A 14,735-nucleotide genomic window follows, 5' to 3' on the forward strand; every position below is an offset into this window, starting at 1 on the left:
ACGGATACAAAAACATATTGCGCTGTTATATAAACTGTAAACTGGGCTGTGCGTATAATACGAATCTTTCACTCAGAGAAACCTGCTGACAGCGTTAGTACTCCATTAATTAATTTTGTACTAAATCTCTGTGGTATGGCACAGGCGTTTAGAAGACAGGTCAATTGCGATCTGCTAGCTGGGATTTCGTCGCGCCGCTCAAAAATGCACAGAGTTTTTCACCCGCCGTCAATGGCTCAATGGGCGTTTTTCCGAGGGCGGTCTCAGTCATGACGATGGCAGGACCAATAAGCATGGACCATACTTCACTCGCGTCTTGCTCAAGCGATGTGAAGGCAAGGAACAGTGTTTTATCTGAAGGAAAGCGGTGCTGAGTATTAAAAAGTTTCAGCCAGGCGCGGGACTGCCGGTCGGCCTGTGCTGATCGCGTGCCGAAGCGGAGTACTCTTTTTAGTATGGCGATACCCACAATGCCTGGCCCCAGAATAAAGGGACTCCCGACGTTTATGGTGACGCCGACCCCGAGAAAAACGAGGGCGAATGACAGCACGTTATCTACTCTTCTGGCAAGAGTACTGTATAGCTTTTCCAGAGAGTACCGGTAAAGAATTTGATAACTGATTTCATCCTTGCTCATACATCTCCAGATGTTTTTTCGATTACGCTCCGGTATGCTCCCGGAATCCTGACAGATTCTGCAATTATGCCACACTTCCTGGAGGGTATTAATTAGATAGAATATAAATAGAAGGCAAATATTTTGAGCTTTTAGTCGATATCGCTTTGAATATCATTTCTCCTGCACCAGGAGATGCTGTTGTCGAGAATCGTGTCAAACGTTGCTGCGTCGGTCGGACTGCACAGGGTAACTCTCGCAGTCAGACTCTCATTATGGTCTCTAAATTGGATAACCCGCAGTCGTAACACGCCGGATGTCACGACTGACGCTATTATTACCCTGGCTTGTTAAAGCGGCATGACCACATTTTCTATATATAATAATTGGTTGTCTTTCGACCAGTATTGTCGAGTTTTTTGGTTTAATTCAACAATCCATTTAAAAACGCCTGCCGTTGCCAGATCAGTACAGTATTTTTCATAGGAATGCTCCCCCGAAAAGTGTTTAGCTGAAATCAATTTTATTAATTGCGTATTCGGTGTTGAATTGACTTTAATCAGCTTTCTATTGCTTTTAATAGAAATGAAGTGGCCTGCATGAGTGATAATTTTCACATTGCCGGTAGCAACAAAATAGATGTAATAAGCGATATTATTATATTCCAGATCGATTAGAAATGCGTTGAAATTTGCATCCTTTCTGACGCGCTCGAAAAAGTGGTTAAGCATAAGCTGTAATTCCATTTGTTAACCTATTGTAAGTTATAATGTTATATGTTGTGTTAGAGTATTGTTGCTTAAAAGCAGCCATACAGATATGTTACCTAAAAGCAATAATAATCACCTGGTATCATATAGTTTACGTTATGATTGGAATAGTGTTGCAATTGTTACTGATTATTTCTCGTAGCGCGTTTTTTTGACCACTAATAGATGCGTCAATCCATTTCATTTGTAGTTTTTCTGAACGTCATGAAAAGTCATAATATATAAAAATCAGTTAATTAATTGATGTTTAGATAAGGATTACAGTGACGGAGAGGTTTGGCGTGGCGACTTTATAGGTTTTGAAAAAGCGGCTAACTCGCTGGCAGGATAATTGGTAGCCAGCCTGCGAATGGGGGCAAAATCGTAACAACATCAGCATAAATAATAATATTCATGAATGTTTTATGTGACGCAGTAGTTGAATTGAAGTGATGTTTTACCTGTTCAGGATTGTCCCGATAAAAATGTTCCTCGATAAAAGTCGATCACCTTGCGCCGAAAAAAAACAGGCTAAGTGACAGAAGAACAAAATCCATCAGGAAAATAAAATTTATAAATATCAATGAGTAAAAATGGTTGTGGAGAAGGTGGCTATTTTTTGAAAGCAAGAAATATAAACAAAGTGTAGCTATGCATAGTTATCTAAAAGGAGAACTACCGTGACTAACATAACACTATCCACCCAGCACTACAGAATCCATAGAAGTGACGTTGAACCAGTAAAAGAAAAAACAACGGAGAAGGACATTTTTGCAAAAAGTATTACTGCCGTTAGAAATAGCTTTATCAGCCTGTCGACGAGTCTGTCAGATCGTTTTAGCCTGCATCAACAAACAGACATACCGACTACCCATTTTCATCGTGGGAACGCTTCTGAGGGTAGGGCGGTATTAACCAGTAAAACTGTTAAAGATTTTATGCTGCAAAAGCTCAATAGTCTGGATATCAAAGGTAATGCGAGTAAAGATCCGGCCTATGCTCGTCAGACATGCGAAGCCATATTATCAGCCGTGTACAGTAATAATAAAGATCAATGTTGTAAATTACTCATCAGTAAAGGGGTCAGTATTACCCCCTTTTTGAAAGAGATAGGAGAGGCTGCGCAGAATGCGGGGCTACCTGGGGAGATAAAAAATGGCGTATTTACTCCAGGTGGGGCAGGGGCGAATCCTTTTGTCGTCCCCCTCATTGCTTCCGCGAGTATTAAATATCCGCATATGTTTATAAATCATAATCAGCAGGTATCTTTTAAAGCGTATGCTGAGAAAATCGTTATGAAAGAGGTTACGCCGCTGTTTAATAAGGGGACGATGCCAACGCCACAACAATTTCAGTTAACTATAGAAAATATTGCGAATAAGTATCTTCAGAATGCCTCCTGATGGTAGTAAATACAATACTGCTATTAACCATATGAATTAATAGCAGATTTTCTGAAACTATATATTCGTTTTTATGGCGACGCTTTTAACAAAACGTCGTCATCTTTATTTTAATATAAAAATCAAATGGATAACCTTAAAACTTAAAATAATTGTTATTACTCTAAATACCTGCACAACCAGACAGCTTTTTTTGTAACGCTGCGTGTTGTTAAGTCTATGATACCCGCGCACGGATGATGTCTCGATAAGGATTAATGGTCTGTTAACTGTCAGGAGAGGTTATGCCGCCTTTAAAAAAAATTGTGCTGCGCCTGTTTGTGGGGGCGATGGTCGCCACGGTAACGACACCTGCATTGGCGCTGGTTTGCCTTGAGGATCACTCCGCTAAAGAGTGTGCTATATCGTGTGCTGAGGCGATGTGGTTTATGTTTCCGATATGTTTTTAAGGAGGAAGAGTATTGAAGGTGAACAGGCGATAGTGAGTAGCTCGCTGCGCCAGGGGATAACCCTCCCCTGGCGCAGCCAGTTATATTTTATTGCGATGATAACAAAGCATTTACTCGCTAATGGTGAAATTCGCTATTTACAACAGCGCACGCTTACTAAGCAAAAAAATCTGCACACGCTATCTTTTTATATCTGTCCTGGATAATGAACGACAGGAAAAACATGATGCGGCCTGAAGAGATTTATCAGCGAATAGAGGCAAAGAATTGGCGGCATGTCTGGGTGGTTGGCGATATTCACGGCTGTTTTTCAATGTTAATGAAAAGGTTACGTGAGTGTCGATTTGATCCGCAACAAGACTTGTTAGTTTCTGTGGGCGATCTCATTGATAGAGGCCCGGACAGCTTGGGTTGCCTGGCTTTACTGCGTGAGTCCTGGATGATGGCGGTTCGCGGCAATCATGAACAAATGGCGCTGGATGCGCGGGCCTCATTGCAGTCGACGCTGTGGTTGATGAATGGTGGCGACTGGTTTACCCGCCTGACCGCTGAACACGCTGCGCAAGCTGAAGCGCTTTTTATCCTTTGTCAGCGGCTGCCCTGGATACTGGAAGTTCGCTGCCGCCATAGCACGCATGTGATCGCTCATGCTGATTACCCCGCGTCAACCTATCAATGGCAAAGAAAAGTCGATTTACATCAGGTTCTCTGGAGCCGCGAACGGCTCATAAATAAGCGCGGCGGGATTAGCGGAGCCGATCATTTTTGGTTTGGCCATACGCCGTTGCGCCGGCGCATGGATTTTGCCAACGTACACTATATTGATACGGGCGCGGTATTTGGCGGGCAATTGGCGTTAGCGCGGATACAATAGCGGTATCAGCGCCCAGGGTTAAAAATCGCTATATTGCTGCGCAGGCCGCCAGAAGCCATCGATAAAATCCTCTACCGGAAAACAGCCGCCATGGCGAATCCGTTGATCGTCCATCGAATAAAGACATTGCTGCTCGGTATCGTAGATGTCCACGACAATATCCTCGCATCCTCCATCCAGGTAACATACAAAAAGTACCAGCGCGAACATTACATCCTCAATGTTAACTACTTTACACGATAGTGTAGGAGAGGTTAGCGCAGGGGGGAAATGAGAAAAGGAAGAATAAATAACCCGCCTGGCGACGGGTTCTTTTTGAGTCAGGCAAGACGCATGACCCAGGCATCAGATTTAGGATCGTAATGAGTACGGAACAAAACGGAATGTTCCCCGTTGAGAATGGCGGGAACGCTGGTTTCGGCATCCCAGGCGTCCAGTTGCATACATAAATCCGGATCGGATTTACAGGGGATTGTTAACGTTCGCTCCCCCGGCGATTCGCCATGTAATTCGGCATCGTCGATTTCAAAAGCGCCAATGCGCACACTGGTTTTCATCATCGTGCTCTCCGTTAATACGCTAATTGTGGTACGACCAGTTTAGCCGTCCATTTTTCAGCGTAGTCAACGTACGCAAAAGCGCCAGTCAAAAAGTGCGGTTTTTTTGTGCGCCTTTTAACTATTACCAGTAAAGAGTTTGCCATCACGTACCAGTTCACGCGGGTAACTGTTCTTTATTCTGGCGCCGATACGTTTTGCCAGACCAAGTGGCTGATGCTGGAACGTCACCAGGACATCATCAGCGGCAGGGGGTGTTTGCGGATAAATATCCCGACCGCGATACCACTCCTCCGCCTCTTGCACAGAAAGTTCGAACGCGTGAGCATGAGTCGGGCAGGCAAGGGCTATCGTCGCCTCATGTTGCCAGCGATAGCCTTTATTATGACTTTCGGCCAGCTTAATGCCGAGCCGGGAAAAACGGACTTTTCCGATCAGTGATTCAATTTCTGCCGGGAACAGCCAGACCTCTTTTTCACGCTGCCAAAGATGGAGATTTTCATCCCATAACAGTCCGACGGCGTTGGCCGCCTGGGTAACATGTAATGCTTCGCGGCCTTTGAGGGGGGTAAAAGGAAACGCCCCCACTTTATACCCCGGCGCGGGCATGGCTGGAAGGGATGACATTTTACGCAGACGTGCGACGAAGAATCCTTCGCAGTCGTAAATTTGCGGGAAGACGTGCAGGAAGCCTTCCGGGGTGAGGGCACGGTCAGCGTCAGGAAACAGATCACCCAGCGGCAAAAATTCAACGGCGTCGGCGTAGGTCTCTTTCAGCCAGAGGCAGACCTCTTCGTTTTCCTGGCGATTTAACGTGCAGGTGGAGTAGACCAGCGTGCCGCCGGGTCGTAAAGCATGAAAAGCGCTGTTGAGCAGTTCCCGCTGTGTCGCCGCGATATCCAGATTGCTTTCTGGCGACCAGTTTTTTAGCGCATCAGGATCTTTACGTACTACGCCTTCGCCAGAGCAGGGCGCATCCAGCAGGATAGCGTCAAACATCTCCGGTAACGCAGCGCCAAATACGCGGCCATCGAAATGCGTCAGTGCGGTATTGGCGATTCCACATCGGCTGATATTAGCGTGCAGAACTTTGACGCGGCTGGCCGAAAATTCGTTGGCCAGAATGGCGCCGCGGTTCCCCATGCGGGCAGCGATCTGCGTGGTTTTGGAGCCAGGCGCCGCTGCCATATCCATGACCCGCTGCAGATGATTATCATCGGCGAACAGGGCCGCGACCGGCAGCATCGAACTGGCCTCCTGAATGTAAAACAGGCCGCTTAAATGCTCAGCGGTACTGCCAAGCGGCAATGCCTCTTCATCATCGCGCTCGATCCAGAATCCTTCATGACACCACGGAATTGGCGTGAGCGACCAGCCGTAGGGCGCGATTAGGGCAAGGAAATCAGCCACGGATATTTTAAGCGTATTGATGCGTATACTGCGGCGCAACGGGCGTTGGCAGGCCGAAATAAATTCATCAAAAGAGAGCGTGGAAGGCATTGCTTCACGCATTTGCGTCAGAAAAGCGTCAGGAAAATAGACAGCGTGTTGAGCCACAGGTGTATCGCCGGCAAAAAAACAGGCGCGCAGTGTAGCATAAAACGCTCCGGCGCGAGTACGCCGGAGCCGGGTGTTTAACGTGGCAGAGCGGTACCCCATTCACGCCACTCTTTCGGTTCGCTCTCTTGTAACAGGAAATGCTTACCGGCTTGCGCTTTTGGCGCCAGCGGCGTACCTGGTGGAGTAGCGAAGGCGATACCGCCACGGATGAACTGATTAAATGTCCCCGTTTTCACCACGCCGCCTGTCAGACCAAAGTCGAGACTATAGCCGGAGGCAAGCCAGAATACGGAGTTATTACGCACCAGATATTGGTAACGCTTACTGATACGCAAGGTGATCATCACGCGATCGGAGAGCGACCCCAGGGACATTCCGGTGACGGTTCCCACTTCGATACCGCGGAACAGGACGGGTGTACCAATATTAAGCGAGCCTGCTTCTGGCGCCTCCACGACGATGCTTAACCCATCCAGATAGCGTGAGTCGGTAATCGTGGCTTCCTGCAGTTCAAAGTCGCGCCGTGCCGCGCCGCGTCCTGGCTCAACGTTAATATAGGGCTGGAGAATCGTATCCAGATGCTCGACGCCCGCCGCGGAAATTTGTGGCGTAATAACGGAAAAACGTGTCCCGGCGCGGGCAAATGTCTGTACGTACTCCGGATAAAGGACGGCTTTTGCCTGCACTTCATTACGTGCGGTGATCAATTCCAGCGTCTGGATCTGGCCGATATCAATACCGAGGTAACGAATGGGCATCCCTTCCGCCAATTTTCCGGCGTCGAACGCGTGCAGCGTAATTTGTCCGCCTACCGCGCGGGCGGAGGTTTCTGAAGCATAAAGAATGCGTTTATCGCCTTTGCGCCGGCTGGCGCTGGCGCCGCTCAGGTTATCAAAACTAATGGCCCCTTTCAGCGCGCGGGAGAGTGGCGAGGCCTGTACCGTTAGGCCGCTGCCGTTAAGTTGCACTTTCGCGCCGCCTTCCGCCCAGAACACGCTATTGCTGGTTAACAGGTGGCGATACTCCGGCTTAATATGCAGGTCGATGTCAAAGGTATTGGCGCGTGGGCGAACGGTGATGACTTCGCCTACTTCAAATTTTCGATACAGCACGACGGAACCTGCCTGGACATCCGGCAACGTTTCGGCTGTCAGCGTCAGGGTGGTAGTCGGTAAGTCACTGAGACTATTTTCCAGCGCTTTTTCCAGGTTAGCATAGAGCGGGTAGGTGGATTTCATCTTCCCGCTCGTACCGGGTAAAATACGAATTCCGCCGTCAATCCACTCGCTGGCGCTGGCGCCGAGGAACTCTACGCCGTCAAGGCCGACTTTGACATCCACCCGGCTGTTGACCACGAATTTACTGTCGCCCTGTACCAAATCCCGGTGCTGCGGTTCAATCGCGACGATGAATGACACGCCTTTACTGGATAAGTTGCGCTCAATGACCTGGCCAATTTTTACGCCATGTAAAATTAACGGCTGGCCCGGTTCGATACCGTAACTTTCCGGGGCCGTCAGCGTCAGGGTTAAGGCATTCGCCTCATGCAGCAGGGCCTTTTCACCCGGCACCACCACAAATTCACTGCGCGGTTCGCCGTCGCCCGGCACCAGCTCGAAGGTTTTTCCGGTTAACAACGAACTGATATTCGCGTCGCTCAGCGACAGTTTGGGATTGCGTAACTCAATACGCGTATTTTCCCGCATCAGCGGAACAACGCTGGGATCGACGGTCATCTCTCCGGTGACTTTACCGCCAGGGTTGAGCGTCAGTTTAGAAAGCTCACCCACCTCCAGTCCCTGGTACATGAGCGGCGTAGATTCCGCCTTCAGACCGTCTCCGCTGGGCAGCTCAAGTTTAACGATTACCCCTCGTTGGCTGTGGGCTAAATCTTTATATAAGCCGAACGTGTCATCCTGGGCGGCGGGTTTGGAATTGTCCGGCGAATCAAACGCAATCGCGCCATTGACCAGGGCTGCGAGGCTCTCCAGTTTCACCTTCGCGCCGCTCAGGCTTAGATCGGCGTCAATGCCGGAGACATTCCAGAAACGGCTGCCTTTTTTCACCAGATCGGTAAACCGTCGCTCAATCAGAACGTCAATCGTCACGCCCTGTTTGTTAGGGTTAATCGAATAGTCATACACCCGTCCGACAGGGATTTTACGGAAATAGACCAGTGAACCGCTATTAAGCGAACCGAGATCCGGCGCATGGAGATGAATCATCAGATCGCCGTTGCTAAGCCGGTATTTAGGCTGTGTATCCAGGGCGACGAAATGATCTCTGGGCTTGCCTTTACCTGGCATCATACCGATGTAATTCCCGCCGACCAACGCATCCAGGCCGGAAACGCCCGCCAGCGAGGCTTTGGGCGTCACCAGCCAGAATTGCGTCTCTTCGCGCAACGCATCTTCCATATCTGATTTGATACTGACGCGAACTTCAATTTTGCGCAGATCTTTGCTCAGACTGACATCTTCCACGGTGCCGACTTCTACTCCCTGATAACGCACGGGAGTACGGCCCGGTACGATACCGTCCGCCGACATAAAATCGATAGTCACGCTATTGCCGCGATCCTGGTAGCTATCCCATACCAGCCACCCCGCGATCATTAGCGCGATAAGCGGTAGCAGCCAGAAAGGTGAAATACGGCGTTTGGTTTTAATTTGCGCTTCAGTCTTCGAAGCGGGCGTTTCCTGACTCATGTGCATCCCAAAGTAAGCGGCTATCCAGCCATTCCACTGCAAGAATAGTCAAAATTACCGCTGCGCCGAAATAAAACGCAGCCGGTCCCATAGTAAAAGCCAGAATCTGATCGCGATTAATCAGAGACATGGTTAACGAGATAACGAAAAGATCCAGCATCGACCAACGGCCTATCCATGTCACCAGACGCAGCAACAGAATTCGCGTCCGCAGTCCCTGTTCGCATTTAAAATGGATACTCAACAGTAGCGTAAACATCACGATGACTTTGGTAAACGGCACCAAAATACTGGCGATAAAAACGACGGCGGCGACGGCGATATTGCTGCTGGCAAGCGACATAATGCCCGACAGGATAGTATCTTCCTGACGCCCGCCATTAATGTAGATTACCGAAATAGGCAGCAGGTTTGCCGGCAGCAAAAAGACAATAGACGCCAGCAAGGCCGCCCAACACTTCTGTATGCTCTGTTTTCTGCGTAACCGTAGCGGAATATGACAACGCGGGCAGCGTCCTTTCGCATCCGGATAGCCGCTAAAGTGGCAGCCAAGACAGACGCGCAATCTTTCGTCCGCACGTTGAGCAGGGCGCTGCGGATAAAATCGTTCCCATAGTTGCTCCACATTCAGATGAATCATAGTCAGAATGCTAAGAACCACCAACGAGACGAACGCTAAAAGCCCGATGCCCGGCTGCAGAAAGGCATAGTCCTGCACTTTGATAGAGGCAACGCCAATACCGACCAGATAGATGTCCAGCATCACCCACTCTTTCAGTTTTTCCAGCATCAGCAGGACTGGACGCAGATTCATGCCGAGAAGGCTGCCAAACCACAGGTAAGCAATTGAAAAAACCAGAATAAGCGGCGCGCCCACCACGCAAAAGAGCACCATTGCGGCGGTTAACGGATCGCCCTGCTGCGTCATTTGCCAGATGCCGTGCATCACATTGGCATCAATGCGTACGCCCAACAGGTAGATATGGAGTAGCGGTTCACTCCAGGCAAACGGCATCAATAGCAGCATGGTTACTGCCATCGCGGTCAGCCGCGTCAGCGACCAGTCGCGCCCATCGCGAATTTTGGCCTGGCAACGAGGACAATAAGCGCTTTGATGAGCGCTCATCTCCGGCAAGCTGAACAGCATGTCGCATTCAGGGCAGCGCTGGTAGTGGCTGCGCGGCAGCGCTTCGCTAATTGACCTGATCGTTAGCTTTTTTGTTGGCGTGACGTGTGAGGTGTTCAGAGCCATGTATCGTGAATCAAAGTGTTAGAATAATGTAATCTTAACTCATGACAGGAATAATCTTGAGCAAGAACGCATTTAATGCTTATTTTAATAGCCTGTGTTTAGGAGTAAGACCACGAAGTGATTATATAATGAGCAAAACAGAACTATACGCGGCGTTAAACCGCGATTTTCAGTCGTTAATGGCAGGTGAAACCAGCTTTCTGGCCACGCTGGCGAATACCAGCGCGCTACTGTTCGAACGCCTTACCGAGGTGAACTGGGCGGGATTTTATCTCCTCGAAGGCGATACGCTGGTGTTGGGGCCGTTTCAGGGGCGAATCGCCTGTGTGCGGATTCCGGTTGGTCGCGGCGTGTGTGGCGCAGCGGTAGCGCAGAATAAGGTTCAACGTATTGATGATGTTCATGCGTTTGACGGCCATATTGCCTGTGATGCCGCCAGCAACGCCGAAATTGTGCTGCCTGTCACGGTTGGCGAACGGATTATCGGCGTGCTGGATATAGATAGCACGGCGTTTGGCCGTTTTACCGAAGAAGATGAACACGGCCTGCGTACGCTGGTCGCACAGCTTGAAACCGTGCTTGCAACGACGGATTACAAAAAATTCTTTGCGAGCGTCGCAGGATAATCAACGGATAACGTAGCAATTACTGATGGCGTCATTATAATGACGCCTGTTCATGCCTGCTGCTTGTTGGCTACGTCCGTTGTAATCAGGAAATTTCATGGAAAATCAACCTAAGTTGAATAGCAGTAAAGAAGTTATCGCGTTTCTGGCCGAGCGTTTTCCTCACTGTTTTAGTGCGGAAGGCGAAGCTCGCCCGCTGAAAATTGGTATTTTTCAGGATCTGGTAGAGCGAGTTGGGGGCGAAATGAACCTCAGCAAAACGCAACTTCGTTCCGCTTTACGTCTTTATACTTCAAGCTGGCGTTACCTGTACGGCGTTAAGCCGGGCGCAACGCGTGTCGACCTTGATGGCAATCCGTGCGGCGAGCTGGAAGAACAGCATGTCGAACATGCGCGTAAGCAGCTTGAAGAAGCCAAAGCCCGTGTTCAGGCGCAGCGCGCAGAGCAGCAAGCGAAAAAACGCGAAGCTGCCGCGGCGGCTGGCGAAAAAGAAGACGCGCCGCGACGCGAGCGTAAACCTCGCCCGGTAGCGCGTCGTAAAGAAGGCGCTGAACGTAAACCTCGCGCTGATAAACCGACGACGAAAGCGCCGCGTGCGCCTCGCGAAGAGAAGCACACGCCGGTTTCTGATATTTCAGTATTGACCGTAGGGCAGTCCCTCAAGGTGAAAGCGGGTAATAATGCGATGGATGCCACCGTATTAGAAATCACCAAAGATGGTGTCCGTGTACAGCTGAATTCGGGTATGTCTTTGATTGTACGCGCAGAACACCTGGTGTTCTGAAACGGAGGCCAGGCCTGGCATGAACACTTTTTTTAGGCTTACCGCGTTAGCTGGCCTGCTTGCATTAGCAGGCCAGTCCTTCGCCGTGGAAGATATTACGCGTGCCGATCAAATTCCCGTACTAAAGGAAGAGACGCAACATGCGACGGTGAGCGAGCGCGTAACGTCGCGTTTTACCCGCTCCCACTATCGCCAGTTCGATCTGGATGAGGCATTTTCGGCAAAGATTTTTGATCGCTATCTGAATCTTCTCGACTATAGCCACAACGTTTTGTTGGCGAGCGATGTCGAGCAGTTTGCGAAAAAGAAAACCGTGTTGGGCGATGAGCTGCGCACGGGTAAGCTGGATGTTTTTTACGATCTTTATAACCTGGCGCAAAAGCGCCGGTTTGAACGTTACCAGTACGCGCTAAAAGTGCTGGAACGGCCAATGGATTTCACCGGAAACGATACGTTTAACCTGGACCGCAGTAAAGCGCCCTGGCCGAAAGATGAGGCTGAGCTAAATGCGCTGTGGGATGGTAAAGTGAAATTCGATGAGCTCAGTCTGAAACTCACCGGCAAGAGCGACAAAGAAATTCGCGAAACGCTGACGCGTCGCTACAAATTCGCTATTCGCCGCCTGGCGCAGACCAACAGTGAAGATGTGTTCTCGCTGGCGATGACCGCTTTTGCGCGTGAAATCGACCCGCATACGAATTATCTTTCTCCCCGCAATACCGAGCAGTTTAATACCGAAATGAGCCTGTCTCTGGAAGGTATCGGCGCGGTGCTGCAAATGGATGACGATTATACTGTCATTAACTCATTGGTTGCCGGCGGCCCGGCAGCGAAGAGCAAGTCGATTAGCGTCGGCGATCGTATCGTCGGCGTAGGGCAGGCCGGAAAACCGATGGTCGACGTTATTGGCTGGCGTCTTGACGATGTGGTGGCGCTGATCAAAGGGCCGAAAGGCAGCAAGGTTCGACTGGAAATACTGCCGGCTGGCAAAGGGACGAAAACGCGTATTATCACGCTGACGCGTGAACGGATTCGTCTTGAAGATCGCGCGGTTAAAATGTCGGTGAAAACCGTCGGCAAGGAAAAAGTTGGTGTACTGGATATTCCAGGCTTCTATGTTGGCTTGACCGATGATGTCAAAGTTCAGCTTCAGAAGCTGGAAAAACAGAACGTTAACAGCATCGTTATCGATCTGCGTTCAAACGGCGGTGGGGCGCTGACGGAAGCCGTTTCGCTTTCCGGTCTGTTTATCCCTTCTGGTCCGATAGTTCAGGTGCGCGACAATAACGGCAAAGTGCGTGAGGATAGCGACACCGACGGCGTGGTCTACTACAAAGGCCCGCTGGTGGTGCTGGTCGATCGTTTCAGTGCCTCGGCATCGGAAATCTTCGCTGCCGCGATGCAGGATTATGGTCGCGCGCTGATTGTCGGTGAGCCGACCTTCGGTAAAGGGACGGTACAGCAATATCGTTCGCTAAACCGAATTTACGATCAGATGCTTCGCCCGGAATGGCCTGCGTTGGGTTCGGTGCAGTACACCATTCAGAAGTTTTACCGTGTCAACGGCGGTAGTACGCAGCGTAAAGGGGTCACGCCGGATATCATCATGCCGACTGGCAATGAAGAGACGGAAACCGGAGAAAAATTTGAAGATAACGCCTTGCCGTGGGATAGCATTGATGCGGCGAAATACGTGAAATCGGACGATTTGGCCCCGTTTGGCCCGGAATTATTGAAAGAACACAACGCGCGTATCGCCAAAGATCCTGAGTTTCAATACATCATGAAGGATATCGCACGTTTCAATGCCATGAAGGATAAGCGCAACATCGTCTCTCTGAATTATGCGCAGCGTGAGAAAGAGAACAATGAAGAAGACGCTCTGCGTCTGGCGCGTATTAACGATCGGTTTAAACGTGAGGGTAAACCGTTGCTGAAGAAACTGGACGATCTGCCAAAGGATTACCAGGAGCCGGACCCGTACCTTGATGAAACGGTGAAGATTGCTCTGGACCTGGCGCATCTTGAAAAAGAAAAACCAGCGGAGCAGGCGGCAGCCAATAAGTAACGCTAAACAGGCACAAAAAATTGTGCCTGTTTTTTTTTAACAAGCGCAGAAGTCGTCAGGATAATGCTACAAAATGTAAAGTTGTGTTTTTCTCGTGACTTACCGCCTGGTGATGCTTGAAAATAGCCATAAGACCCATACGATGTGGGTAATCGCATAGTGCGCTTTGTTAAATTGAGGTTAAAAGAAAATTATGATGCGAATCGCGCTCTTCCTGCTGACGAACCTGGCCGTGATGGTCGTTTTCGGGCTGGTTCTGAGCCTGACAGGGATACAGTCGAGCAGCGTGCAAGGCTTGCTGATCATGGCGCTGCTGTTTGGTTTTGGCGGTTCTTTTATTTCATTGCTGATGTCCAAATGGATGGCGTTAAAATCCGTAGGAGGGGAAGTTATTGAACAGCCTCGCAATGAAAGAGAACGCTGGTTGATGAACACCGTAGCAACGCAAGCGCGCCAGGCCGGTATCGCCATGCCGCAGGTTGCTATCTACCATGCGCCGGACATTAACGCGTTTGCGACGGGCGCACGCCGTGACGCCTCATTGGTCGCTGTGAGCACCGGTTTGTTGCAAAACATGAGCCCTGACGAAGCGGAAGCCGTCATTGCGCATGAAATCAGCCATATTGCCAATGGCGATATGGTGACGATGACGTTGATTCAAGGGGTGGTTAACACCTTCGTTATCTTTATTTCGCGCATTATCGCGCAAATTGCTGCTGGTTTTCTGGGCGGCAACCGCGATGAAGGCGAAGGAAGTAACGGTAATCCGCTAATCTATTTCGCCGTTGCGACAGTGCTGGAACTGGTCTTCGGTATTCTGGCGAGCATCATCACCATGTGGTTCTCCCGTTACCGTGAGTTTCATGCCGATGCGGGATCGGCGAAGCTGGTTGGCCGTGAAAAAATGATTGCCGCGTTGCAGCGCCTGAAAACCAGCTACGAGCCGCAAGAAGCGACCAGCATGATGGCGTTTTGTATTAACGGTAAATCGAAATCGTTAAGCGAGCTGTTTATGACGCACCCACCGCTGGATAAACGCATTGAAGCGCTGCGTAGCGGTGAGTACCTGAAATAATAAGCCCACTGGCA

The 14,735-nt window shown here is 49.8% G+C and carries 15 protein-coding genes; 8 read left to right on the plus strand and 7 right to left on the minus strand.

Annotated features, from left to right (window positions below):
* Nucleotides 1–160 precede the first annotated feature (160 nt).
* Entirely contained in the window at nt 161–637 is a 477-nt protein-coding gene (locus J4617_RS02025) for a hypothetical protein (protein ID WP_000030934.1), read from the minus strand.
* A gap of 329 nt (nt 638–966) precedes the next feature.
* A complete protein-coding gene (locus J4617_RS02030) occupies nt 967–1,362 on the minus strand; it encodes a DUF1398 domain-containing protein (protein WP_000422882.1) in 396 nt (131 codons plus the stop codon).
* Between the two features lie 683 nt (nt 1,363–2,045).
* Between J4617_RS02030 and sopE2 the strand changes: the two genes are divergently transcribed.
* From sopE2 to pphA, 4 genes are all read left to right on the plus strand, one after another.
* Nucleotides 2,046–2,768 (plus strand): SPI-1 type III secretion system guanine nucleotide exchange factor SopE2, encoded by a 723-nt coding sequence (gene sopE2 / locus J4617_RS02035; protein ID WP_000182072.1) that lies wholly within the window; start codon nt 2,046–2,048, stop codon nt 2,766–2,768.
* Between the two features lie 284 nt (nt 2,769–3,052).
* Nucleotides 3,053–3,217: a membrane protein gene (locus tag J4617_RS02040; protein WP_001134856.1), complete on the plus strand. Its 165-nt coding sequence runs from the start codon at nt 3,053–3,055 to the stop codon at nt 3,215–3,217.
* Entirely contained in the window at nt 3,208–3,423 is a 216-nt protein-coding gene (locus J4617_RS23170) for a hypothetical protein (protein WP_001574231.1), read from the plus strand. The genes J4617_RS02040 and J4617_RS23170 overlap by 10 nt, the downstream gene beginning before the upstream one ends.
* A gap of 17 nt (nt 3,424–3,440) precedes the next feature.
* Nucleotides 3,441–4,091 carry a protein-serine/threonine phosphatase gene (pphA, locus tag J4617_RS02045; protein ID WP_017465643.1) on the plus strand — a complete coding sequence of 217 codons (651 nt, stop codon included), beginning with the start codon at nt 3,441–3,443 and terminating at the stop codon, nt 4,089–4,091.
* A gap of 18 nt (nt 4,092–4,109) precedes the next feature.
* On the opposite strand, the gene J4617_RS02050 is transcribed toward pphA, so the two are convergent.
* From J4617_RS02050 to yebS, 5 genes are all read right to left on the minus strand, one after another.
* Entirely contained in the window at nt 4,110–4,301 is a 192-nt protein-coding gene (locus J4617_RS02050; RefSeq protein WP_000457838.1) for a DUF1482 family protein, read from the minus strand.
* A 110-nt stretch (nt 4,302–4,411) separates the two neighbouring features.
* Nucleotides 4,412–4,648: a YebV family protein gene (locus J4617_RS02055; RefSeq protein WP_024131108.1), complete on the minus strand. Its 237-nt coding sequence runs from the start codon at nt 4,646–4,648 to the stop codon at nt 4,412–4,414.
* A 117-nt stretch (nt 4,649–4,765) separates the two neighbouring features.
* On the minus strand, nt 4,766–6,205 hold the full coding sequence (gene rsmF, locus J4617_RS02060) for a 16S rRNA (cytosine(1407)-C(5))-methyltransferase RsmF (RefSeq protein WP_024137249.1): 1,440 nt from the start codon (nt 6,203–6,205) through the stop codon (nt 4,766–4,768).
* Between the two features lie 77 nt (nt 6,206–6,282).
* Entirely contained in the window at nt 6,283–8,916 is a 2,634-nt protein-coding gene (locus J4617_RS02065; RefSeq protein ID WP_001535256.1) for a PqiB family protein, read from the minus strand.
* Nucleotides 8,885–10,168: a membrane integrity lipid transport subunit YebS gene (gene yebS, locus J4617_RS02070; RefSeq protein WP_001207293.1), complete on the minus strand. Its 1,284-nt coding sequence runs from the start codon at nt 10,166–10,168 to the stop codon at nt 8,885–8,887. The genes J4617_RS02065 and yebS overlap by 32 nt, the downstream gene beginning before the upstream one ends.
* A 128-nt stretch (nt 10,169–10,296) precedes the next feature.
* Here yebS and J4617_RS02075 point away from each other — a divergent pair, with 128 nt between their 5' ends.
* The 4 genes from J4617_RS02075 (at nt 10,297) to htpX (ending at nt 14,721) form a co-directional block, all read left to right on the plus strand.
* Nucleotides 10,297–10,794, plus strand: a complete 498-nt coding sequence (locus J4617_RS02075; protein ID WP_001518229.1) for a GAF domain-containing protein — start codon at nt 10,297–10,299, stop codon at nt 10,792–10,794.
* Between the two features lie 97 nt (nt 10,795–10,891).
* Nucleotides 10,892–11,578: an RNA chaperone ProQ gene (proQ, locus tag J4617_RS02080; protein ID WP_000431401.1), complete on the plus strand. Its 687-nt coding sequence runs from the start codon at nt 10,892–10,894 to the stop codon at nt 11,576–11,578.
* A 19-nt stretch (nt 11,579–11,597) separates the two neighbouring features.
* Nucleotides 11,598–13,646, plus strand: a complete 2,049-nt coding sequence (gene prc / locus J4617_RS02085; RefSeq protein WP_001091237.1) for a carboxy terminal-processing peptidase — start codon at nt 11,598–11,600, stop codon at nt 13,644–13,646.
* A 193-nt stretch (nt 13,647–13,839) separates the two neighbouring features.
* Nucleotides 13,840–14,721, plus strand: a complete 882-nt coding sequence (gene htpX / locus J4617_RS02090) for a protease HtpX (RefSeq protein WP_000984498.1) — start codon at nt 13,840–13,842, stop codon at nt 14,719–14,721.
* Nucleotides 14,722–14,735 lie beyond the last annotated feature (14 nt).

The sequence above is a fragment of the Salmonella sp. 32010601201800023SM genome (assembly GCF_017572235.1).
Lineage (GTDB): Bacteria > Pseudomonadota > Gammaproteobacteria > Enterobacterales > Enterobacteriaceae > Salmonella > Salmonella enterica.